Source organism: [Brevibacterium] flavum, from assembly GCF_019317305.1.
In the GTDB taxonomy this organism is placed as follows: Bacteria; Actinomycetota; Actinomycetes; order Mycobacteriales; family Mycobacteriaceae; genus Corynebacterium; species Corynebacterium glutamicum.
On sequence record NZ_CP079240.1, the window covers coordinates 1,284,809 to 1,308,175 of the forward strand.

Genomic DNA, 23,367 nt, shown 5'->3' on the forward strand with positions numbered 1-23,367 from the left:
GCCTTGTTGTGGAAGGCGATTTAAGGGGTTGAGCTATCCCAAATGGGTCTGTGTCTGGGTTGATGTTGTTTGAGGCCTTAAACGTGATTCTAGGAGGCCGACATTTTGGGACCAGTGGGGCAGATGTGAAACCTGGGTGTTTGCTGGTCAAGGACTCACCACAAACAGGCCTGGCCCTTTCTGTTTAGCTGAATGTGAAGCAGTCAAAACCAGCTAAGGAGACAATCCATCATGACCGTGAACATTCCCACCGTCGACACAGCAGAGCTCACCCCGGAGCAAAAACGAGACCACGTCATCGCCTACCTCTCCCGCCCCCACGGCACGAAAGGTAGATACCTCGCCCAGCACAACCTGTCAGCATCAACGATTGCGACATGGCGCAGGGGCCTGGCCGATGGTGATCTTGAACGTGGGCTGATTCCACGCCAGACTGGACGCATGACCTTCAAGGAAGTCCGCGAAAACATCGCACTGCGCGCCCAGCTCGAAGAAATGCAAGCCAAGCTCGACGCCTCTGAGGCGCGGAATAATTCTTCCGACACAACGATTGCGAAACTGAAGAAAAACAATGAGGAGCTCCACACCGCAATTGATGCGTTGGGAAAAGCTATCGCGATAATGCACAAGGATGGCGCGGAATAAGACGAGGAGGCGCAACACTATCCACATCACAGCGCAGCATGTATCAGAGCAACCTTGATCTTGAAGAGCACCTGATTAGCTGTCTACGCCGAAGCGGGTATTCCAAAAAGAATGCACTTGCTGTTCTAGGGCTATCGGAATCTAGTTACTACTACCGACACCATCCCAGGTCGCGGGTGAAAAACCCGATCCCGCATACTAAGCGCAGTGGGTCTAAACGCATCAGTGATGCTGACCGCGCCCAGATCGCCGTGCTGCTGTCTGCCGGGTTTGAGCAGGGGTTGAGTGTGCGACAAATCTATTACCAGCATCTTGATAGTGGCGAGCGGCTTTTAGCTGGTGAGCGGATGTTTTACCGGATTGCGCAGACCTTGCGTGATCCGGTGGTTAAACCTGCGCGACGTACTCGTGAACCAGCAACTGTGCCGACGGTGACAGCGACAGGTCCTGGTCAGGTGTTTGTGTGGGATGTGACGTGGGTGAAGGGATCACATACGCGGGTGTTGTATGCCTTGCATGTGGTGATGGATTTGTTTTCCCGCAAGATTGTGGGGTGGACGTTGCAGTCACGTGAAGACAAAAATGTGGCTGTCATGTTGATCGAGGAGACGATCAAGCAGGAAGGTTTAGGTCGTGTTGAGGTGGTGCATTCCGATAACGGTTCAATTATGACGAGCAAGGATATGGCTAGGATGCTTGAGCGTTATGGGGTGGAGCAGTCGTTGATTCGGCCTGGGGTTAGCAATGATAATCCGCATTGTGAGTCGGTGAATCATACGATTAAGCATCATCGTTTGGGGTTGGAGGTTTATGATTCGATCACTGATGCTGATGAGAGTTTGGGGTTGGTGATTTCGGCGTATAACACCACGGATTATCACAGTGGGATTGCGAATTTCATTCCGGAGCAGGTCTTTGATGGCAGTTGGGTGTCTACCGCGCAGCAGCGTCGGGGTGTGTTGCGGCGTTATTATGCGGCTCATCCGGAGAGGTTTCATCGTCCACCGAGGGTGAAGGTGCCGGCGCGGAAGGTGAGTATTAATGCGAGTCGGGTCGGTGATGAGTATCTGTTGATTGAGTGATCAGTATCTGAGAAATCCTACGTCATTCTTCACATTTACTTGACAGGCCGCGTGGAAAGTAAAAATCGAACAGATTTTTGCACATTCCGGGGGCTAAGTTGCAAAAATCAACCACAGAAGGATGGAAATCTCGAATCTGTGGTGGATATTCGCACATTCTTTCCCCTATGACCTAAGTCGACAACGGCCACCGACTAACATCATTCTGGTCAGAAGACAGCGGGGCAAAATTACCTCACATGCCTCACAATCACCACGGTGCGCCTAGCCCTTTTACCTGGGAGCTCATCGGAGGCCAGCATAGACAAGATTTCAGAGGAGCCTGCAGTGTCGAGGTGCTCGGTGGGTTCATCCAAAAGCAGAATTGGTGCATCACTTAGTAGTACGCGGGCAAGGAGCAGGCGGCGGCGCTGACCTCCCGAGAGACTATCGGCACCTGAATCAAGGACAGTGCCAAGACCATCGGGTAAACCTTGAACCCACTCTGACAAACCAACATGTCCCAGGATCGATGTCATTTCCGCGTCGGTTGCTTCCGGTGCTCCGAGTGCTAGGTTATCTCGGACCGTGGTGGCAAAAATGTGGGCATCTTCTGGACTGAACAGCACGGCGTTTTTCAACTCGGAAGGATTGGTGCCGTCGATAAGCACTTGGCCTCCACGAGGTTCCAACAGTCCTGCAAGTGTGAGCAGCAGGGTCGTTTTGCCAGTTCCAGAGGGCGCGATGATTTCATGTCGTGAACCAAAGGTGAGATCCAGGTTGCTCGTGCCTAGGTCGCTGTCCCATCCATAAACTAGATTCTCGGCGCGTAATACGGGCTGGTCAGAGGCCGTGCGAAGCTCAAGAGAGACAGATTCTGGCAGCGCCGAGATTTCCGCAAGCCTCCTGGTGGCATCTGCGGCGCGGGTACGAGCAATCGCAGCATCGGGGAGAACAGAGACAGCCTCGAAAGCTGCGAGTGAAAGCAGCACCAACACACCAAACCACTGCGGTGAATGGCTTCCATCTGCATACAGTGACGCGGAAACCATGAGCACACCAATGACAGTGAAACCGTGAATCCACAGGGAACTCGCTGCGCCAATGGCAGTGTCTTTCGCGCCTGCCTCCAGTGAAGAAGAATAGGAACGCGCAGCCACATCCGCCTTGGACAGAGCGGCCGGCATTTCACCACGAACACGAAGCGCCGCCTGGTTGGACAGCACCTGATCCAAGGAACTCAAGTAGGCTTCGCTGGATTCAGCGCGCCGGGCTTCGGCTGTTTTAACTCCGCGGACAGCAAGCAGAGGAGGGATAATCGCAGCAGCAATCAAACCAATAGCCAGGACAAGTGCTGTTGCGGGGCTGAGGATCGCGGTGAAGATGATCGCGAAAACTCCGGTGAGCAGGGCAACTCCGGCAGGGATGATGGCGCGGACGATGACATCGGCAACCGAATCGATATCCGCACCGAGGCGGCTAAGCAGTTCGCCGCGGCGCATCGTCAACGCAGAGTTTGGCGACGAAGCCAGGCGTTGATATGCACTCGAACGGGCTCGGCTGGCTGCCTTCAACGCCAAGTCATGCGAAACGATTCTCTCTATATAACGGAACACCGCACGGCTAATGCCCAGGGCGCGCACAGCGGTGACCGCCACGGTCAGATCCATCACTGGCGGCATTTCCCAAGCTTTGGTGATCAGCCAGGCCGACACCACCGTCAGGGTGATGGAGGCGATCATCGTCACGCTACCTGCAACAACGGCGGGAATTAGCTCGCGGAAACGAAGTTTTACCAGGGTGTTCATTTGACCTCCACCACTTCATCGGCAGCCGCACGCAGCAACGGATCGTGCGAGACTGCTAACACAGTGGTGCCGCGGCGGGCTTCATCCTGCAATTGCTCGATCATGATCGCAGCGTTGTCTGGATCCAGGTGCGCGGTCGGCTCATCCAACAGGAGCAATTGCGCCCCAATCTCACGTTTCAGCGCAAGCCGTTGGCGCTGCCCAAGCGAAAGTTCCGCATAATCACTGACACTTTCCGGATCAATGACCGGCCGCTGCGGCAAATATGCGCAGTGCTCCCACAATGCGCTGTCCTTAAATTCCTGGCCAGAGGCATCCTTGACGGAAACCTCTCCAGTGATGCCTTCCGTCGCCAAGCCCAACACCGCTAGCAAGGCCGTGGATTTGCCGCTGCCGTTTGGCCCCCACAGCACCGTCAACTGCCCAGGCTTTGCGGTGAACGACAAATCAGCAGGCCTCGGCCCATCGCGTCCATCAGCGCGAAGCTTTTCGACGCTCACCTCCAGCCCGCCTGCAACGTCGCGGGGTGTGTGGGTAGGCGCGTCGACAAGCGAAGAAACGCTGAGTAATTTTAGGATCTCATCGGTGGCAACCAGGCCGTCTTGGGCGTCGTGGAAGCGGGTGCCGACTTCGCGGATCGGCGCGTAGACCTCTGGGATGATGATCAGTACGGTCAGGCCGATGGCGAGGGTGAGATCGCCCGCAAGCAGGCGAAATCCGATGCCAACCGCTACCAATGCGACCGATAGTGTGGCCAAAAATTCCAACACAAAGCTGGAAAGGAACGCGATTTTCAGCACGCTCAACGTGGAGCTTGCATGTTGGGAGGATAGTCGCGTGACCTGAGCTGCCATGTCTTGGTGGCGCCTGAATGCTCGCAAGGTGGGCAAGCCTGCGATGAGATCAAGCAGCTGACCTCCCAAAATGGCTAGGTCGCTGAGGCGTTGTTCGGTGCGACCTGCGGTGAGTGTTCCCACCAGCCACATGAACACCGGAATGAGGGGGAGCGTGATGATCGCGATGACCATGGACCCAACATCCAGCCAACCCACGACTGCGAGCATGACCGGGGTGGCAATGATCGTGGCGGCCAGTGCCGGCAAAAATCCGGTGAGGTAAGGCCCCAAACCATCAAGGCCAGAGGTCAAACGGGTGCGCCACAAGGCTTGATCGATGGTGCGGGGATCGCTTTGTGCCAGGTGCCGCAGGGTTTTCTCCCGAAGATCCACAGTCACCTGGGACGATGCCCGTTCCGCGAACCGGTTCTGTGCCCACGCAAGAAGTCCGCGCACAACCACCGTGATGGCGAGCGCGATGAGTTCCATTCGGGGCAAAGAACTTCCCGAAACCTCAATGATGCCCGCTGCCATCTGTCCGATGAGCAAGCCCATTGCGACTGTCGCGAGGGTTTTCAACGCGGTGAGAACACCTGCGATTATCACCCAACGGCGGGTAGCGGGGGATAGGCGCAAAAGCCGCGGATCGACGGGGCCTGTGCGGCGACTAGCCGGAGCGTCAGATCTAGTACTCAATTTTTCCAACTTTTAGGCAGACACTGGCTCGGCGTGAAGTCGTTTGCGGAACACCCAGTAGGTCCAGCCTTGGTAGAGGACAACCAGCGGTGCGATCACAGCGGCGGTCCAGGTCAGGATAGTAAATGCGTAGTCGCTTGCGGAGGCGTTCCAAATATCCAGGCTCACGCCATCGGCAAGCGTTGTTGGCATGACGTTGGGGAATAGGGAACTAAACAGCAGTGCAACTACACCGATGACAGCGACGGAAGTGGACAGGAAGCTTAATCCATCGCGGTCTTTGATCAGTGCGAAAGCTCCACCGAGAACCGCTGCGATGATCAGCACTGCGAGGATCCAGGACCAGGAACGGCCGTATGCGATGGCAGCCCACAACACGAAAGGTCCACCAGTCACCGCAGCGAGAAGTGCGACGACTGGAGCTGCCTTCGCCGCATCGGTGCGCACCCGACCAGCAGTTTTCAGGCGGATGAATGCGAGACCATGAAGGGCGAACAGTGCGGTGAACGCAAGTGCACCCAGAATGGCGAAGACGTTGACCATGCCAGGAAGGGCTGCCGCAGCATTGATGGTGTGATCCGCCTTGATGGGCATGCCACGCAAAATATTGGCGAAGATGAATCCCCACATCAGCGGTGGAGTCCAAGAGCCAATGAAAATAGCCCGGTCAGACCACTTTTGCCAACGAGGATCATCGACTTTTTTGCGCCATTCAAGGCCCACCACGCGAATAATCAAGGACACAAGCACGAGGAACAGCGGCAGATACATTCCGGAGAACATCGTTGCGTACCACTCAGGGAATGCAGCAAACAAGGCGCCACCTGCCACGATCAGCCACACTTCATTTCCGTCCCAGACAGGGCCGATGGTGCGGATGATCGTGTTTTTAGCGGCGGGATCTTTGCCGATGATGGGCGCTAAGATTCCGACGCCGAAGTCGAATCCTTCGAGGAGAAAGTATCCCGCAAACAAAAATGCGATGAGAATAAACCAAAAGGTATTGAGATCCATGGTTATTCCTTTTCACCTGTGGTTGGGGCAGCGGCAGTAAATTGCAGCGGTGTCATGGGCATATCTGAACCAATTGGAGTTGCTGGTCCAGTCTTTGCCTCCACGGATGGAGCGCCTTCCTCTGGTGGTCCGATCAAAACTGCGCGGCGAATCAGCCACACCCACACCACGAACAAAATGAGATAGAGAATCGTGAAGCCAATGAGAGTCAGCCAGACTTGCCATGGCGCATGATCAGAAACACCCATATCAACAGTCATCCGGATCATCTCTGTTCGGGCATCGCCGGCAGATTCAGGATTCGGGTGCACCACCCATGGCTGGCGGCCCATCTCAGTGAAGATCCAACCAGCAGAGTTAGCCAAGAATGGGAACGGAATGGCAATGAGGCTGCCGATCTGGAACAGACGAGCAATCTTTCCAGTTGGTGTGCGCTTCTTACGCAGCAACAGCCACGCAATCGCAGCGATAGCCAAAGAACCAAGCATCAGGCCGATCATTGCGCGGAATGACCAGTAGGTGACAAACAAGTTAGGGGAGTAGTTGCCAGGACCGTATGCTTGCTCCGCTGCAGCTTGGAGCTGGTTTACACCCTGCAAAGTCACACCGGTGAATTTTCCTTCAGCCAAGAATGGAAGCACAAACGGAACATCGATCAGGTGGGTTACCGTATCGCAGTTGTTGTGCGTACCAATTGTCAGAATGGAGAAGTTTGGATCTGTGGCGGTTTCACACAAGGATTCCGCCGACGCCATCTTCATCGGCTGCTGCACGAACATGAGCTTCGCCTGGATATCGCCAGTGATGAACAGTGCCACGGAAGAGACAACTGTGGTCCACCAACCAACCCACAACGCCGGCCTGTGCATCGAATGCTTCGACTCGATTTCCGACTCAGCCTTCTTCGCCTGGCGGTGCGCACGAATAATCCACCAACCCGAAATTCCGAGGACGAAAGTTCCAGCTGTTAAAAAACCACCGGCAACAGCATGCGGGAATGCAGCCAGCGCGGTGGAGTTTGTGAGAAGAGCCCAGAAATCAGTAAGCTCCGCCCGACCAGTCTCAGGGTTATACTCAGCACCCACCGGATGCTGCATAAACGAGTTGGCCACGATGATGAAATAGGCAGAAATATTCGTCGCAATAGCAACGATCCAAATGGACGCAGTATGCAGCCATCCGGGAATCTTCCCCCATCCGAAAATCCACAGACCTAAGAACACAGACTCAAGGAAGAACGCGACGAGCCCCTCTAAAGCCAGCGGTCCGCCGAAAACATCACCGACGAAACGCGAGTACTCCGACCAGTTCATACCGAACTGGAACTCCTGCACAATGCCTGTTGCGACACCAACCGCGAAGTTGATGAGCAGCACAGTGCCAAAAAATCTTGTGGCCCGATACCAGTGCTCTTTGCCGGTAACTTGCCAAAACGTTTGCATGATCGCGACCAGCGGCGCTAAGCCAATGGTCAGTGGGACAAAAATGAAGTGATAGACGGTGGTAATTCCGAATTGCCACCGTGCGATGTCGACGACATCCACGCTAGGTACACTTCCTCTTCCATTGCAGGTTGACAGGAACAGCCTTATTAAGCCAGGAAACCGATTGTATTTATCGATACAAAACGAAGAACCAATAAGAGCTTCTTAAAGGTTGTCGTTGAAGTTTATTCCTAAGTTCCCGCTCACAGCTTAACTTTATAAAGGTTAACCCCGATTGTGGTCAACCTTTTCCTGTCAATGACTGATTTTACTCCCCCTTGTTGACAAGTCACCAAAAAAGCGTCGAAAAGATTTTGCTTTTCGACGCTTGGTTGCGGTGGGGCCTACTTTATATGGGCGGGGCAGTGTTAGGGGCTAAGGTCTTTTGGGTGCAAAAGTATGAGAACTTTTGAATTTATTGGATAGATTTTCAATTTCGACTAGACAAGAGATCTAGATAGTGGTTATATATTGGCTATATAACCGATATGTAGCCTAAGTAAGGGGTTTGCAGTGGTTGAAGAGTCGAAGAAGCAACGCTTCAGACGCCTCGCTAAAAGTCGTGGAGATCGGTTACTTAAAGAGATCAATCTTTTGGGAAATTTGGCGAACAAAAAGAATTATGAATACGACCAACCGGATGTAGACGCACTGTTTTCTGCAATTGAGGCAGAACTGTGGGAGACGAAATCCAAGTTTGATCCAGGGGTCAAATCCGAAAGAAGGGTAGAGTTTGATGGCTAAAAGCGATTATGGTTTTCTTTTCGAGAAAGCAGGACGTTCAAGAGCTTATGGTGCAACGTCCTCCGATGAGGAACATTTCAAGGGCACTTCAATTGCTGAGTCCTTGGTGAGGGAGCTCGGACAGAACTCTCTAGATGCAGTCGATCCAGATGGTGACGGAGTGGTTCGACTGGAATTTGAACTCGCTGAAGTTGAGACTTCCACCATCCCTGATGTAGAGAACTTGCGCCAACACATCATCGCGGCTGATGAATCCACTCGATCCATCGACAAGAGAAATACACGACTGAAGGATGCTGCAGAGGCAATCCAACAAAAGTCCCTCATGGTTCTGCGTGTTGGAGATTATGGAACCCGTGGACTAACTGGATCCGAACGAAGGGACGGAAAGGGTCCTTCTCCTTTGGCCGCACTAACCCGCGGTGCGGGCATTAGTGCTGACAAAGATGGTGGCGGAGGAAGCTTTGGTGTTGGCTCATCTGTGGGTACCTTGGCTTCAGACGTCCACACTGTATTTTGGACTTCCCTTCCAAAGGGTGTTTCTGAAGTTGTCTTCGCTGGTTATAGTCAGTTGGCGACACATCGACTTCCGGGTGGCGAGGATCTGCAGCCTGACGGATTCTTCATCGATCGCAAGATTGAAGATGATTTTAAGTACCTCAGGTCACCGAGCTCACTGGGACCATTCGAGACCAGAGATAAATTTGGAACCGACGTATACATCTTGGGGTATGCAGCAACGGATGAAGATAGGAATCTTGAAGACATCCGCAATGCAATCATCAAGAACTTTTTGGTAGCCATTCACCGCGGAAAATTGGTCGTTTCAGGCAAGACCAGTGGCGGAAATTGGACTCTGGATCAAGAATCACTGCCTATGTATGTCAAGAGCTTAGAAAAAGTATACCCCTTCTACCAGGCGTTATTAGATCCAGAACCCTATGTCAGGACTATTAAAGGCTTGGGCGAACTGAAGCTTTATGTCGAGGTCAATGACAATTTTCCAGAAAAGTACCACACGATTGGTATTAGAAAACCACTGATGATGATCACTGAGTTTCGCCACACCTCGATTCGCATGAGGTACGCCGCAATTATGGAGTGCTCGAATGATGAAGGAAATGAAGTACTTCGTGCTCTGGAATCACCTCGACATGACAAGTGGGAGGCTTCCCGGCAAAGAGGTGGTAGCGCAGCCATCAAAAAGGTCAAGGACTTCATTCGCGATGGATTGAAAGAAAGAATGGACGAGGTCGTCGGAGATACCGTCGAGATTAAAGGCTTGGAAAAATACCTGCCCACGACGGTTGATGTAGAGCAGCTTGGAACATTTGAAGCCAAAACTGTTACTGCCCCCAAGAATGGAGAAGGCACCACAACTGAATCAACTTCTACCCAGGGCACCCCTGATGGTGAAACAGAGAAAAAGCCAGTTACTCGAAGGAAATCTGTTTCGGTAAAGATCCAAAAGAATGGGGAACCAGGGGGAGATATGCCTGGCACTGAGGGCAAAGATCGCGGTGGCTCCTCCGAACGGAAGAGCTCTGGTGGCGACATTCCAGGAAATGCTTCACCAGGTGACGGAAATTCGAAGATTCCGGCAGGTGATCTAAGGGCTCGTGGCTGGTTCACCAGTGAAGTTGAGAAATCTGTATTTAATTTGCGCCTGTCCTCCCCGAACCCGGAGTTTGGAAATATTAGCCTTCGAGCGTTGGGTCCAGGTGGAGAAGTAGACGACAATTTTGTACTACCTATTAAAAAAGTTGTTCTCAAAACCGTGACTGGTGATAAAGAACTTGAATTTGAGGGAAACATGGTAAAAGGCGTAGACATAGCTGGAACGCCGGCTTCTGCAAAGCTGAGCATTGAATTCCTGGAAGACCGACGATTCTCCGTGGCGGTGGTCTAATTGGCAACTATTGTTGGATCTTACCCACATCCAGTTCTTGGAAACCAAGATGATGTCAGTTCAAATTTTCAACTGCAGAATGCGCAATTTAAGCCTGATGTAGATGATATTGAGATCAGTTTTCGAGTTGCTAGTGATGATCCTGACCTGACAAGGATGCTCAAGTCCGGAGAAGCAGAGCTTATGGCTCGTTGGGATTGTCCAGTGACTATGAGTAATGGTTATCTCGAACTTGACGTTGTTCGCCAGCATGCTGATGGTACATCGTTCAAAGGCTGGCTTGATCAGCGGGAAGTTCGAGAGGACGTACGGATTGACATCTTCGTAGTAGCGTCTAAAACGATTTCAGAGTTTTCTTGGCAGAATCAGCATGAAGACTACGCACAAGACAAATTTGAAATCAGAAAAGGCGATCTTCTAGCCAACGGTGGATTTTTCACGATAAAGGTTGGAAAGCTCTACGATCCGATGGATCCGCCAGTAGGGTCTTGTTTCCGCATCACTGTTGATCCAATCCAAAAACGTGAGATCAAGGTCAATTTTGATGATGACGAACAGGTAGTCATTCTGATGTCAAAAGAAATGGCTAGTGGATTTCAGGAGCTTTCATTTCGTCCCGATCTGCAAATCTCTCTTGTCATTCTTCCCGCTCTTATGGAGACAATCAGCTTTATTCAGAAAAATCAGAGCGATGATAGCGAAGAAGACTTAAGCGATAAGACTTGGTTCCAGACTGTTAGTAGTCTTCTGCGTTCAATTGATTCGGAGACGTCTCCGATTGCCATCGCACAGCAGCTTTTGGGCGATGTTGTTACCAAGGTCTTAACAGTTTCACTATTCACCGAGGAGGACTAAATGGAAACTCTAACTGTTCAAAATATCTTCAACTTATCTGCATTAGACATCTTGAGTGAGCGCTTGAAAACAGCTGCCACCTCTAAAGATTTTTTTGCTGAAGTTGATGAGATTGCATCAAACCCTGAATTATTGCTACCACTGCCAGCACCAATTGAGTTTCCATTTCAGCTAAACTCCGAAAAAGCAGGAGACAGCGGAAGTGCCATTACTTTATTGGAAGCAGTTGGACCCCTGAATCCCGCCGACGCGGCCGATCCTCGACTTTGGAGTTACCTTGCACTGGTGACACTCAGATCGTATATGGAGTCTCGATGGCCTGTCGAAGGAGAAGAGAAATGGCAGAATAAAGTAAAAGAACGGTGGCTTCTGGGTAAACCAAGTCGTCGTCGCCTAATACGTCATGGCATTTCGAGGCTTTGGTGGGTCGCGTCTTTGACCCACGATGCTGATCTTGAGTACCAAGCCAGCAGAGAGTCAAATGATGAATTTGCATACGTCAAATGGGCATTTGAAAATCAAAACCGAATTCAATCGATTTTTGAACGACAATTGGGATCGAATAAGAGAGTGCGCTGGGCGCTTCTTGAAGCGATGCAAAAGTCGAAGGCCAAAGATCAAAGCAAAGAAATCAAGCGGATTACCAAAGAAATGAACTTGGAATCTGGGTTCAGGCAATTGGATGTACTGGATTCCGATGAGCTGGAAGCCCTGATTAGAGTCGAGGTGTAGTAGTAACGGGGCAAGGCTGTTTTTACAGCGTTGCCCCGCAGCATTTTGTAGCCTTCTAGGCTAAAAGAAGCGCGGAATCGACACGTTGACGGCTGATTACTCGATGCTGCGATAGAAGAGTGAGCCGTTAGGAAGCTTTAAGTTTGGAACCCATATTGGCGAAGATGACCAACCTAAGCTCTGATCGATTCGATAAAGAGTGAGGACTGGATCCAAGGTAATAGCATCGCCTGACTTGCGGTCATTCTCAGATAACAGGCTACCTGTTCCTTGTTTTACTTTGCGTCCTCTGCGAATGAACAACCAGCTTTGATCTGCGGGATTCTTATTGAGTCTATCAGAGAGAATTCCGATAAAAGCCTTTAATGGAAAATCGTTGTGGTCCGCTTCAAACTGCTTAAGAATGGTTGAAACCTGACGGGTACTAATTTTCAGATCAGTATCTTGTGTGGAAAATTTGTCGAGAATCTCGTCTAAGTTCTTCATGTCTGGAACAACCGGATCTGTTGAAAAATAGTTGACTCCACCTACAAGAGTTTTTAGATAGTCATTATTCAACACGGTGCGTCGCGTTGGTCGGACGCTTGAGTCCAAATCAATATTGATTTCATCGATATTAGGATTATTGGATAGCTGACGTTTGATCGCTTCATTGCCTTTATGGACTTCGTGAAAGGTTTTTAATACGTCGCCGGGCATGAAAATTCGGAGGAATTCGAGACGCCGATCATATCCAAACATGCGCGCATGCTGCCAAAGAGTGTCTGCTTGTGGCGACTTGGATGTTCGAGAATAGAACACTGTCTGTAGTTTCGGGATGGTGAGCCCTCGTCCGAGAGAGTCGCCGCCGATAACTACATTGAAGCCGGTCTTTAGTGCATCGTCCTCTTCAATTTTGTTGTCAGAATTGACGATGACAGTTTTAGGCTCGGTATTCTGTAAGAAATCGTGGAGCAGCTCAACAATTGAATCGACTGAATTGTTCAATTTACAAAGAGGCTGTAATTCAGACTTCCAAATGTTGGATATTAAGGCTTTGGTCTCTTCTGTATCGAGGGTCTTTCGGAACTCGGAGATTGCATCTTCGACAGTTTCTGCCGCGGAATCGTGGAACTCACGCTGGCGACTGTTGTGGATAAGCATATTGCAGCCGGATTCACCCAGGTCTTTTAGCAAAGCGGAAGTTATGAGGAAAGTAACGATGGCATCGTTGAGCGTTTTGCTCTCAGCATGTTCGCCTGATGCGAAGCCTCTGACATTTGGATTCGGAATGTCGTTAAATAGTTGGGTACCACCGATGTAGCTGTCACCTGGTCCAAAGGAGAGAATTGAATCTGGACGCCATCCGTCCAATTTCGCCTGAAGAAGATTAGCTTGTGGTGTGCCGGTCACCTGCAAATAGATACATGACGGTGCAAAGTTTCGAATTTCTTCTAGAACCTTATTGATTGCCGTCTGTTGGCCTTGGTTCACTTTTGCATTTAGGCTCGCCGCATCGGCCTCATCGTCAATGATCAAGAGGGGCTTACCATGAATGGCTGAAGTTGTTTCGAATATCTTCTTCCATCGATTTAGCACCGCTTTGTTCTTATTTAGGACAACCAAGACTGGTTGGTCATTTTTATGATTTTTGACAGTGCTGCGAAAACGTAGATCATCATTGCCATTACATACTGAGACTGATGGAAAGGCTCCAAGAATACGCTCAAAAGTTTGATCAACTAGTCGTGTGTTGTCGGAAGTGAGAAACAGCGCAAAACGGATTCCCTCGTCAAATGCCCGTCCAATGATTCCGAGGACATGAGAGGTTTTTCCGCTTTGGACATCTCCGTACATGAGACATTGGCGGAATGAAACCCAGTCGAATTCATCGAGAATCTTCTCATAGAAAGTGTCGGTGGTTTCCGATATTGCTTTCGCATAAGTGGGTTGATCAATTTGCGAAAGATAGCGATCGAAATATTCGGTATTAGCCATTTGCTACTCCAGTCCTAAAATCCATAACCCAGCGCTTCGTTTCTTCAAAGTACATAAAGTCAACTGTTGAGCGACCGTATTTTTCCAAGACTTCAGCAGTCACTTTTTCGCCAGGTTTTAACAGACCATTCGCTTCAAGGTGGCCCTTTAAATAAGCACCCAGAATGGATAGGGACCCAGATGAGCGTAGGTTCTTATTGCCGTCTTGACCATTCACATTGCACTTAAACTTGAAACCGTTGTCAGTGACAACATCGAACTCGGCTTTGTTTTGAGGGTAATTCTTGTTTCGGGTAATCGCAGTTCCCGGAATGAGTTCAGCTTCGTACCAAGGGCGGGAAAGAGTTCTCCCTGTGGCTTTGTGTTCGCGACCCTTCCCGAAAAACACATTCAGGTTGCTCTTCTCGGTGGCCTTGATCGGGATAGCAAATTTGTATGTCGGAGTCAGTTCCCGAACTAGCTCGGCCGGAACGCTTTCCTCAGTTTTCTCGACGGTATCCATTTTTTCTAACGGAGACTTGAGAACCCTATTTGTAGGCTTGATTTCGAGTTCTTTAAGAGGGGTTCCAAGTCTAAAGAGAGTGGACTGGATGTAGTCAACAATTGGCCTACTACCTTCAGAAACTAAGACTCCTGCTTCATATGTTGAAGAGTAACTTGGTGAAATAGAGCTTAGATTTCCGCTGCCTACATAGACGCATTCGCTGGGCGAATTGGCTCCAAACGAGTACAACTTGCCGTGATAATGAACCCGAGTGGAAATCAGTATGTTTCCGAGCTGCTCCTCAAGGAGTCTATCGGCTAATGCGTTAAGTGCTGACAGTTGAGGAACGGTAAAACCCTCGAAATATTGCATTCCAACTAAGAGGTTTAGTTGGATTTTTGAATTCTCTTCAATGTATGAATTTAGTTCCACTAAGGAAGCTACATCTACATATCCAACCGCGATGTCAAGCCGATTAGTTTGACTAGCGAGTGTCCAAAAGCGATCTCGAAAAGGCTTAAATGGTGACTTTGGATTTGGAGAATCTGCAATAAACTCGAGGGGCATTAATCTAATCTACTTCCATCTCAGCATCTTTGATGCGTTCTGCGATGGACATTGCCTGAAGACGAGCAACTTCAGCAGTTAGATCTACCGGAGTGTAGTCACCAGTAAATACCTTCATCAATCTCTCTGCCAATGCTTGAACGCCACGTGGCGGAACCGCATTGCCAATCTGACGTCGAACTTCCGTCGGTGAACCCAAGAATTCATAGGTGTCGGGGAAGGATTGAAGACGAGCTCGTTCACGGTTGGTCAGGGCGCGTGGTTCAGGGTAGTGGTATCCCCAAGTGCCACCGCCACCAGCAGCAATGATTGTCTTTGCAGGCTCGTCGCGGTGAATGCGACGGTAAACGTGGCTGATCATTCCTTTGACGTAAAGGGGGTGGTCTTTTGGAATATCAGTGAAGTTGCCACCCTCCGGAATCAAATCAATGATTTGCTTCGTGCGTGGCATTTGCTTATGCAGAGTGTTGTTGAAAGGTACCTTTTCAACTCCTTCCAATGCCTGACCAGCGGTTACATAGGGAGTTCCTTCGCTTCGAGGGCCGTGGGTTGGCTTTGGGTGTTTGAAATTGAACCCAGTATCGAGTCGAATACCGACAATGAGTACACGTTCGCGGAACTGGGGAACTCCGTACTCTGCGAAGTTGTAAAGGCGTGGCTTCACCATATAGCCGGGTGCCACTGCTTCAAGATCTTCAACAATTGTCTTGATTGCCATTTTTTTATTTGCTGTGAGAAGACCTTTTACATTCTCTGCAACGAAGACCTTAGGCTGCTTTGCGGCAACGAAGTCGCGGAAGTTTTTGTAGAGGCCTCCACGTGAACCGTCAAGACCAGGGCGTTTCCAGATGACTGAGAAGTCTTGGCATGGGAATCCGCCAGTGACTACATCGGCGTCGGGAATGGTCTCGTCGGTAAAAGGGTCAATTTCCGTAATATCACCGTGGACAATGTGGTCGCCTAGGTTGTGGCGGTAGGACTTGCATGCGAGCTCGTTGAAATCGTTGGCCCAGACAGTCTCGAAACCTTCTTCTTCGAAACCGATGTCAAGGCCACCACAACCAGTGAATGTGGAAACAACTTTTGGTTTGTTAGTCATGTAAACGATTACTCCTTCGGGAATTCGATTGAAGACCCGTTCTAAAACTCGAATGATGTTGATGAACGTACTTTGAGGGGACGACATCAACCATAGCCACATTAGAAAATGTGTTTGATTTGGGTGGGAAGTGTTCTCCGGAAAGAACCGCAATTAAAGCACTTCTCAGAAGGTTCAAGTCTATGTCATGCGCAGAAAATTCCATGCATGGGATTCCAGATGATGAGTTTATTTAAGTTGAGGGCGGAATATGACTCGTTTAACAAATAAGTAGGGCCTGAACGAAAGTTCAGGCCCTACTTATTTGGAAAAGGATTAATCGCGTCGCGGATCTAATTCTTCATAGTTGATCGGAGCGATCGCTTTTGGTCGGCCTGTGGCGTAGTAAAGGATTGTCATCAGGACAAGGAATCCAACGCCGACGGCGAGTGGCAGGTGGTAGTTGTCGTACCAGACCATGATGCCGAAGGTGAAGGCGATAAATAGGATCGCGAAGTATTGTCCGAAGGGGTAGAAGGGGACAGGGAACTTCAGGGACTTGACCTCGTCGGCCGGCATGTTTCGGCGGGATCCCACCTGTGCGAGCAGGATCATCAGCCAGACGTAAACTGTGGCGAAGGTTGCTAGGGAAGCGACGATCTCGAAGACGCGCTCAGGAAGCACTGCGTTGAGGATTACTCCCACGATCAAGACGATGATCATGATGGTGGTGGTCATGACTGGAACGCCGTTCTTGGCGATCTTGCCCATGGCCTTTGGTGCGAGGTTCTCCTTCGCAAGACCAGTGAGAACGCGGCCAGCCCCGAAGAGGTCAGCGTTGATGGCAGACAGTGCAGCGGTGATGACCACGGCGTTGAGGAGACCAGCAGCCCAGTTGACGCCGAGGGTGTCGAAAATCTGGACGAATGGGGATTCTTCGCCGGTGATGGAAGGCCAAGGATTAAGGGCAAGGATCACCAGGATGGCACCCACATAGAAGAGGAGGATGCGTACTGGGACAGTATTAACAGCCTTGGGGATGGACTTCTCAGGATCTTCAGCTTCAGAGCCTGCAACACCGATGATTTCGGTGCCACCGAATGCGAAGAGAACAAGGATGAAGGCTGCGATCATGCCTTCAACACCGTTGGGGAAGAATCCGCCGTGTTCCCAGAGGTTGGATACGCCGGCAACTTCAGCGTTGGCGCCGAGACCGAATGCGAGGATGGCTGCGCCGCCGACGATCATGGCGACAACTGCGGTGACCTTAATGATGGTGAAGATGAACTCGAGCTCACCGAACCAACGCACTGATGCGAGGTTTGCGCCACCGACAACAAGAAGGGTGGCTACCACCCAAGTCCATTGTGGGGTGCCGGGGAACCAGAAGTTCATATAGATGCCGATGGCTGTGAGGTCAGCCAGGCAGACGATGAGCATCTCAAACGCGAACATCCAGCCGGTGATGTAGCCTGCCCATCCGCCTAGGTGTGCGCGGGTGTAAACGGCAAAGGAGCCACGGACTGGGTGGTGGACAGCCATCTCGCCGAGTGCGCGCAGCATGAAGTACACGACGGCGCCACCGAGAAGGTAGACCAAGAGTACTGATGGACCAGCTGCTTGGATTGCGCCAGCGGAACCGTAGAACAAGCCGGTGCCGATCGCGGAACCCAGCGCGATGAAGTGAATGTGTCGAGCCCGCAATCCTTTAAAAGATCGGGTTGGGGCAGGGGAGGCATTCATCGAGATGCTGACCTCGTTTCGGGTGAATAGCGGACATTTTTTGACGCAGATCACCTTACTCTGAAGGATAAGGATTCTTAGTGTCGGTGCACTTTTACTGATGTTTCACTGTGGAGGTCAACGACTCAAAGTCGAGAATTGGTGGCGCGTGTCACTGGGATTGACGCGTGAATGGGGTGGAAGTGGACGTCGAAAAGCATTTTTGAGACGTTTATGTGAGCAATGTCCCATTTTCCCTGCTCACCTGTATGGGCACCCGCGGCGGAAGTGGAATTGCATATGGAGTTTTGATGATATTTAGCGTAACTTAAAGGAACAATGAGTAATACCGAGAACGTCAACGGCGACGTAGAACAGCCGAATAACGTCATTTCGTCGGAATCTCAGGAAACCCCGCAGGGTGACTCAGCATCAGCTGACTTCGCTCTCGAAACCCCAACCAACACTGTTGAAGATGCACCAGCATCTGAGGGTAGCGAAGAGATCACCAGGGTTGCGGATACTTCTGAGGACGCCGACTCTGCAGATGCAGACAACGCGAGCAATGTAATCAATGAGAATGAGGACTCCTCGGAAGGTGCTAACCAGCCTTCAAACGAGTCATCCTCTACGGAAGCCAAGTCCGGCTTCGATGCACTCGGACTGCCAGAGCGTGTTCTTGACGCTGTGCGCAAGGTGGGTTACGAAACTCCTTCCCCAATTCAGGCACAAACCATCCCAATCCTCATGGAGGGCCAGGATGTTGTTGGTCTAGCACAGACCGGTACCGGTAAGACCGCAGCTTTCGCGCTGCCAATCCTTTCCCGTATTGACAAGTCCGTGCGCAGCCCACAGGCACTTGTGCTTGCCCCTACCCGTGAGCTGGCACTTCAGGTTGCTGACTCCTTCCAGTCCTTCGCTGACCACGTCGGTGGCCTGAACGTTCTGCCAATCTATGGTGGACAGGCTTACGGCATTCAGCTCTCTGGTCTGCGTCGTGGCGCTCACATCGTCGTGGGTACCCCAGGCCGAATCATTGACCACCTCGAAAAGGGCTCCCTGGATATCTCCGGACTGCGCTTCCTCGTGCTCGATGAAGCAGACGAGATGCTGAACATGGGCTTCCAGGAAGATGTCGAGCGCATCCTCGAGGACACCCCAGACGAGAAGCAAGTTGCACTATTCTCCGCAACGATGCCAAACGGCATTCGTCGCCTGTCCAAGCAGTACCTGAACAACCCTGCTGAAATCACCGTTAAGTCCGAGACCAGGACTAACACCAACATCACCCAGCGCTTCCTCAACGTTGCACACCGCAACAAGATGGATGCACTGACCCGTATTCTCGAGGTCACCGAGTTTGAAGCAATGATCATGTTCGTGCGCACCAAGCACGAAACTGAAGAAGTTGCTGAAAAGCTCCGTGCACGCGGATTCTCCGCAGCAGCCATCAACGGTGACATTGCTCAGGCACAGCGTGAGCGCACCGTCGACCAGCTGAAGGACGGCCGCCTGGACATCCTCGTTGCAACCGACGTTGCAGCCCGTGGTCTTGACGTTGAGCGCATCTCCCACGTGCTTAACTTCGACATTCCAAACGACACCGAGTCCTACGTTCACCGCATCGGCCGCACCGGCCGTGCAGGTCGTACCGGCGAGGCAATCCTGTTCGTGACCCCACGTGAGCGTCGTATGCTTCGCTCCATCGAGCGCGCAACCAACGCACCACTGCACGAAATGGAACTGCCAACCGTCGATCAGGTCAACGACTTCCGCAAGGTCAAGTTTGCTGACTCCATCACCAAGTCCCTCGAGGACAAGCAGATGGACCTGTTCCGCACCCTGGTCAAGGAATACTCCCAGGCCAACGACGTTCCTCTAGAGGACATCGCAGCGGCACTGGCAACCCAGGCACAGTCCGGCGACTTCCTGCTCAAGGAGCTCCCACCAGAGCGCCGCGAGCGCAACGACCGCCGTCGTGACCGTGACTTCGACGACCGTGGTGGACGTGGACGCGACCGTGACCGTGGCGGCCGCGGAGATCGTGGCTCACGCTTCGACCGCGACGACGAGAACCTGGCAACCTACCGCCTCGCAGTGGGCAAGCGCCAGCACATCCGCCCAGGCGCAATCGTTGGTGCACTCGCCAACGAAGGTGGCCTGAACTCCAAGGACTTCGGCCGCATCACCATCGCAGCCGACCACACCCTGGTTGAACTGCCAAAGGACCTCCCACAGAGCGTTCTTGACAACCTGCGCGACACCCGCATCTCCGGCCAGCTCATCAACATCGAACGCGACTCCGGTGGACGCCCACCACGCCGCTTCGAGCGCGATGACCGTGGCGGACGCGGCGGATTCCGCGGCGACCGTGATGACCGCGGTGGACGTGGACGCGACCGTGACGATCGTGGAAGCCGTGGAGGTTTCCGCGGTGGACGTGACCGTGACGATCGTGGCGGACGCGGTGGATTCCGTGGACGCGACGACCGCGGAGACCGTGGTGGCCGTGGCGGTTACCGTGGCGGACGCGATTAAGAGTTCGCTTTAGCTTCAGCTCAGGTTTTCGCCTGAGTCTGGTGCTTAGCTAGAAAAATCCGTTGCTCTCTCTTTGTTGAGAGGGCAACGGATTTTTTCTTATGAGGGGCGGGATGGGCGACTCACAACAGGATTCTTCCGTGTAGCGTGCTCGTTTTCTTGATGTGGGAAGTGCTGATATGGGGCAGCGTGCCTAGTTGAAGAGTACTTAGTGATTAGGCCTAAAACTGCTGGGTTTTAAGCTGCACTCGGTTGGCAGCAGAGCAGTCTTCGGATCTGAGCAGCAAAAAACCACCAAGAAAAAGTTCTTGGTGGTTTTGGCAATTTGAGATGTGTTAGATGAACATCAGCACAGCGATGATGACCCACAGCAGAGCCCAGATGCCGCCGAACATGGACAGCTGGCTCTTCGCCTTGTCCCAGTTTTCGATCTCGTAAGTCTTTGCAGCCTGCTCGTCGTCCTCCAGGAGGCCGAGAGCGCCCATCATCTTCTTCTGGCGTGGGAAGATGACGAAGAGAAGCAGCGCCCAGGTGATAACACTGAGAGCGATTGCTGCGTGGAACTGGCCTTCAGACTTGTAGAAGGACCAATCGAGAAGCATGATGGCGATACCCAGCAAAGGCACGAGCAGGGACAGCATGCCGTAGGACTGGGAGATCTTGAAAAGGGTTTTTGCGGAGCCAGCGGCTTGGGTGTTGCCGTTGTGTGCATCGAATGCGCGGACGTGGAACTGAGAGTTAGCTACTGTTGCTGGTCCTAGGAACAGGATTGCTGCAATAGCGTGAATAGCGATCATGATGGTGGTCACGGGCTGGTGGACCTTTCAATTATGGTTGTGCAAAAAGAAAAATGCTTGATATATACACTAACTAGATCACCAAGGTTTGGCGAACCCGCACTGTTTTCGGCTAACCCGAATGTCGTCTTCTGGTAGGGGAAGTTCGTAGGCATTAGCGACGGCGAAAAGGCGTTCCACATACCAACATCGTGCGTGTCGATCAGAGGGGAGCCACTCGCTGGGAAGCTGATCGGATTTTTCTTGGTTTTCAGCTTTTGAGACGAGCACGAGGTTGAGGGGGTCGTTGGCAAAGCTGATTCTCTCGCCAGCGCTCCACCGGTGTGCGCCTAGATCCCAGGCGGCGCTGAGCGGGAGAATATGATCCACCTCGGCACTAGAGAGGTCTAATCGATTCCCGGAGTATGGATCAGTGTCGCCGGCTTCATCCACGATGCCTTCGCGCACGCCACCCAACCATCCGCCAAACATGGAGGCTCTGTCATAGCCTAGGACTGTGGCTCGTTGGGGGATTGCTGTAACTGGTGCAAGGTCTCCAGGACCTCGGCCAATGTGAGGAGCAACGGTATATATACAGAGGAAAACACTAAAGGCGATGAGTACCCGAATAAAGTTCTTCATACTCGGGTTAGACTCATCACCTTGGCGTTTGGTTCCCTCTAAGGCTTAACTTTCTTTCGAAAGCTTCTTAGCTGCGTCAGCGAAATCAACATCCTCGTTTGATTCCACAGCGGCAGCCAGATCCTTGGCGGTTTCAAACTCGTTGAGGATTTCTTCGGAGGGTTCCTTTGTCAGGAGGGAAACAACGACCATCACGATGGTTGCCAAGGCGAAACCTGGGATGATTTCATACAACGTATCGCTTAGTGGGGACATACCCCACGCGATGGAGACAATAGCACCAGTAATCATGCCGGAGATAGCGCCGGCGGCGTTGAGACGCTTCCAATAAAGGCTAGCAAGTATGATCGGACCAAATGCAGAGCCGAATCCTGCCCACGCAAATCCCACCAATCCGAGGATGGAATCAGACGGGTTAATAGCCATGGCTGCTGCAATGATCGCCAGAATGATGACTGTGGCACGAGACAGCATGATCAGGGTGCGTTCGCTCAGCGAGTCCTTTTTAACTACCTTCAGCAGGTCCTCAATCAGGGAAGATGCGGTGACCAGCAGCTGTGACGACATGGTAGACATGATGGCCGCGAGAACAGCAGACAGAATAAGTCCAGCGATCAATGGGTGGAACAGCATCCGGGCAAGATCTAGGAAGATGGACTCATAAGCCCTTGTGTCAGTGATGTTGGCGTCGGGGTTTTGTACAAAGAAAACTGTGGAGATAATTGCGGTAAAGGTTGCACCAATCAGGCAGATTATCATCCAGGAAATACCGATGCGACGACCTTGCTTTGCTTCAGCTGGTGTGCGAAGTGCCATGAAACGAACCACAATGTGTGGCTGGCCGAAGTATCCAAGACCCCAACCTAAGTTACCAATGATTGCTGCTGCAGAAATGCCACTGATCATGGAGAAGTAGGTGGGATTGCCAATTCCATCGGTGTGCGGGCCGTAATCATTAGAGCTTGCAAAGCTCCAAATATCCATGGGGTTCGCTAGTGCGAAATATGCCAGGATTGGCACGATGATCAACGAGAAGAACATGATAGTCCCCTGAACTGCGTCTGTATAAGACACAGCAAGGAATCCTCCAATGAAGGTATACAGCACTGTCACACCTGCGACAATGGCCATACCGAGTAGATAATCTCCACCAAACGTGGACTCCCAATACACTCCACCAGCAACCATGCCTGAAGAAATGTAGAAGGTGAAGAACACAATGATAATTAGTGCTGCAACGATGCGAAGCGCGCGAGATTTATCGCGAAGTCGGTTCTCAAAGAATGAAGGCAGGGTGATTGAGTTGGCCGAGATTTCGGAATAAGAACGAAGACGAGGTGCCACCCACATCCAGTTCGCCCATGCACCAATGGTGAGTCCGACTGCGATCCACAACTCGGACATGCCGGTGACAAACAGCGCGCCGGGCAGACCCATGAGCAGCCAACCTGACATATCTGAGGCACCTGCGGACATTGCGGCGACAAAAGGGTTGAGCCCGCGGCCGGCGAGCATGTAGTCGTCGTATTTTTCTGTCTTGCGGTAACTCCAATAGCCGATGAGCACCATGACCAACATGTAGATGACGATGGCTATGATGAACCATGTGTTATCACTCATTAGGTTTCTCCTTTTGGGTAGGGGACAAACGTGCAAAGATACAAATAAAAAATAAGCACTGTGAACTACAACGCTAATCGACGTGGGTGTCTGAATATACACAAGCATGAAAATCACCCCTATCTGCGCGGGTGGCGCGCAACCCGGGCCGGGGCGGGTGAGGGGTGGCGTCGACAAGC

The 23,367-nt window shown here is 51.7% G+C and carries 18 protein-coding genes; 7 read left to right on the plus strand and 11 right to left on the minus strand.

Features of this window, described 5'->3' with window-relative positions; all coding sequences use genetic code 11:
- The first annotated feature begins 231 nt into the window (after positions 1-231).
- Both KW808_RS06290 and KW808_RS06295 read left to right on the plus strand, forming a co-directional pair.
- Positions 232-645, plus strand: coding sequence for a hypothetical protein (locus KW808_RS06290; RefSeq protein ID WP_006285365.1), 414 nt, complete (start codon positions 232-234; stop codon positions 643-645).
- Positions 646-683: 38 nt separating this feature from the next.
- Positions 684-1,727 (plus strand): transposase, encoded by a 1,044-nt coding sequence (locus KW808_RS06295; protein ID WP_499652871.1) that lies wholly within the window; start codon positions 684-686, stop codon positions 1,725-1,727.
- Positions 1,728-1,957: 230 nt separating this feature from the next.
- Here the strand turns inward: KW808_RS06295 and cydC are convergent, their stop codons facing one another.
- The 4 genes from cydC to KW808_RS06315 are packed head-to-tail and all read right to left on the minus strand — an operon-like array spanning position 1,958 to position 7,604.
- Positions 1,958-3,514: a thiol reductant ABC exporter subunit CydC gene (cydC, locus tag KW808_RS06300; RefSeq protein WP_003861230.1), complete on the minus strand. Its 1,557-nt coding sequence runs from the start codon at positions 3,512-3,514 to the stop codon at positions 1,958-1,960.
- Positions 3,511-5,046, minus strand: coding sequence for an ABC transporter ATP-binding protein/permease (locus KW808_RS06305; protein ID WP_193352736.1), 1,536 nt, complete (start codon positions 5,044-5,046; stop codon positions 3,511-3,513). Before KW808_RS06305 ends, cydC begins: the two co-directional genes overlap by 4 nt.
- Before the next feature lie 12 nt (positions 5,047-5,058).
- Positions 5,059-6,060: a cytochrome d ubiquinol oxidase subunit II gene (gene cydB / locus KW808_RS06310; RefSeq protein WP_003861234.1), complete on the minus strand. Its 1,002-nt coding sequence runs from the start codon at positions 6,058-6,060 to the stop codon at positions 5,059-5,061.
- Between the two features lie 2 nt (positions 6,061-6,062).
- On the minus strand, positions 6,063-7,604 hold the full coding sequence (locus KW808_RS06315) for a cytochrome ubiquinol oxidase subunit I (RefSeq protein ID WP_003861236.1): 1,542 nt from the start codon (positions 7,602-7,604) through the stop codon (positions 6,063-6,065).
- A gap of 453 nt (positions 7,605-8,057) precedes the next feature.
- Between KW808_RS06315 and KW808_RS06320 the strand changes: the two genes are divergently transcribed.
- Genes KW808_RS06320 through KW808_RS06335 form a run of 4 tightly spaced genes read left to right on the plus strand, consistent with a single transcriptional unit; the run spans position 8,058 to position 11,784 of the window.
- Complete coding sequence (locus tag KW808_RS06320) at positions 8,058-8,288, plus strand: hypothetical protein (protein ID WP_003861238.1); 231 nt, start codon at positions 8,058-8,060, stop codon at positions 8,286-8,288.
- Positions 8,281-10,197 carry a hypothetical protein gene (locus tag KW808_RS06325; protein WP_003861240.1) on the plus strand — a complete coding sequence of 639 codons (1,917 nt, stop codon included), beginning with the start codon at positions 8,281-8,283 and terminating at the stop codon, positions 10,195-10,197. Before KW808_RS06320 ends, KW808_RS06325 begins: the two co-directional genes overlap by 8 nt.
- Positions 10,198-11,052, plus strand: coding sequence for a hypothetical protein (locus KW808_RS06330; protein ID WP_003861242.1), 855 nt, complete (start codon positions 10,198-10,200; stop codon positions 11,050-11,052).
- Positions 11,053-11,784: a DUF6339 family protein gene (locus KW808_RS06335; RefSeq protein ID WP_003861243.1), complete on the plus strand. Its 732-nt coding sequence runs from the start codon at positions 11,053-11,055 to the stop codon at positions 11,782-11,784.
- 96 nt (positions 11,785-11,880) lie between these two features.
- On the opposite strand, the gene KW808_RS06340 is transcribed toward KW808_RS06335, so the two are convergent.
- From KW808_RS06340 to KW808_RS06355, 4 genes are all read right to left on the minus strand, one after another.
- Positions 11,881-13,761, minus strand: coding sequence for a Z1 domain-containing protein (locus tag KW808_RS06340; protein WP_003861245.1), 1,881 nt, complete (start codon positions 13,759-13,761; stop codon positions 11,881-11,883).
- A complete protein-coding gene (locus KW808_RS06345) occupies positions 13,754-14,812 on the minus strand; it encodes a restriction endonuclease PLD domain-containing protein (protein WP_003861247.1) in 1,059 nt (352 codons plus the stop codon). Before KW808_RS06345 ends, KW808_RS06340 begins: the two co-directional genes overlap by 8 nt.
- A 4-nt stretch (positions 14,813-14,816) precedes the next feature.
- A complete protein-coding gene (locus tag KW808_RS06350) occupies positions 14,817-15,911 on the minus strand; it encodes a DNA cytosine methyltransferase (protein ID WP_003861250.1) in 1,095 nt (364 codons plus the stop codon).
- A gap of 315 nt (positions 15,912-16,226) precedes the next feature.
- Entirely contained in the window at positions 16,227-17,633 is a 1,407-nt protein-coding gene (locus KW808_RS06355) for an amino acid permease (protein ID WP_003861251.1), read from the minus strand.
- 318 nt (positions 17,634-17,951) lie between these two features.
- Here KW808_RS06355 and KW808_RS06360 point away from each other — a divergent pair, with 318 nt between their 5' ends.
- On the plus strand, positions 17,952-20,150 hold the full coding sequence (locus KW808_RS06360; RefSeq protein ID WP_040072671.1) for a DEAD/DEAH box helicase: 2,199 nt from the start codon (positions 17,952-17,954) through the stop codon (positions 20,148-20,150).
- A 335-nt stretch (positions 20,151-20,485) separates the two neighbouring features.
- Here the strand turns inward: KW808_RS06360 and KW808_RS06365 are convergent, their stop codons facing one another.
- From KW808_RS06365 to putP, 3 genes are all read right to left on the minus strand, one after another.
- Positions 20,486-20,959, minus strand: a complete 474-nt coding sequence (locus KW808_RS06365) for a hypothetical protein (RefSeq protein WP_003861254.1) — start codon at positions 20,957-20,959, stop codon at positions 20,486-20,488.
- Between the two features lie 66 nt (positions 20,960-21,025).
- Positions 21,026-21,568: an HNH endonuclease family protein gene (locus KW808_RS06370; protein ID WP_003861257.1), complete on the minus strand. Its 543-nt coding sequence runs from the start codon at positions 21,566-21,568 to the stop codon at positions 21,026-21,028.
- A 45-nt stretch (positions 21,569-21,613) separates the two neighbouring features.
- Positions 21,614-23,188 carry a sodium/proline symporter PutP gene (gene putP / locus KW808_RS06375; RefSeq protein WP_003861259.1) on the minus strand — a complete coding sequence of 525 codons (1,575 nt, stop codon included), beginning with the start codon at positions 23,186-23,188 and terminating at the stop codon, positions 21,614-21,616.
- Between the last annotated feature and the right edge of the window lie 179 nt (positions 23,189-23,367).

Bases quoted from the DNA above. Each gene is read 5' to 3' on its own strand.
- KW808_RS06340 (WP_003861245.1), bottom strand. From the start codon at position 13,761: ATGGCTAATACCGAATATTTCGATCGCTATCTTTCGCAAATTGATCAA.
- KW808_RS06360 (WP_040072671.1), top strand. From the start codon at position 17,952: ATGAGTAATACCGAGAACGTCAACGGCGACGTAGAACAGCCGAATAAC.
- KW808_RS06295 (WP_499652871.1), top strand. From the start codon at position 684: ATGTATCAGAGCAACCTTGATCTTGAAGAGCACCTGATTAGCTGTCTA.
- KW808_RS06350 (WP_003861250.1), bottom strand. From the start codon at position 15,911: ATGACTAACAAACCAAAAGTTGTTTCCACATTCACTGGTTGTGGTGGC.
- KW808_RS06345 (WP_003861247.1), bottom strand. From the start codon at position 14,812: ATGCCCCTCGAGTTTATTGCAGATTCTCCAAATCCAAAGTCACCATTT.
- KW808_RS06370 (WP_003861257.1), bottom strand. From the start codon at position 21,568: ATGAAGAACTTTATTCGGGTACTCATCGCCTTTAGTGTTTTCCTCTGT.
- putP (WP_003861259.1), bottom strand. From the start codon at position 23,188: ATGAGTGATAACACATGGTTCATCATAGCCATCGTCATCTACATGTTG.
- KW808_RS06325 (WP_003861240.1), top strand. From the start codon at position 8,281: ATGGCTAAAAGCGATTATGGTTTTCTTTTCGAGAAAGCAGGACGTTCA.
- cydC (WP_003861230.1), bottom strand. From the start codon at position 3,514: ATGAACACCCTGGTAAAACTTCGTTTCCGCGAGCTAATTCCCGCCGTT.
- cydB (WP_003861234.1), bottom strand. From the start codon at position 6,060: ATGGATCTCAATACCTTTTGGTTTATTCTCATCGCATTTTTGTTTGCG.
- KW808_RS06335 (WP_003861243.1), top strand. From the start codon at position 11,053: ATGGAAACTCTAACTGTTCAAAATATCTTCAACTTATCTGCATTAGAC.
- KW808_RS06355 (WP_003861251.1), bottom strand. From the start codon at position 17,633: ATGAATGCCTCCCCTGCCCCAACCCGATCTTTTAAAGGATTGCGGGCT.
- KW808_RS06290 (WP_006285365.1), top strand. From the start codon at position 232: ATGACCGTGAACATTCCCACCGTCGACACAGCAGAGCTCACCCCGGAG.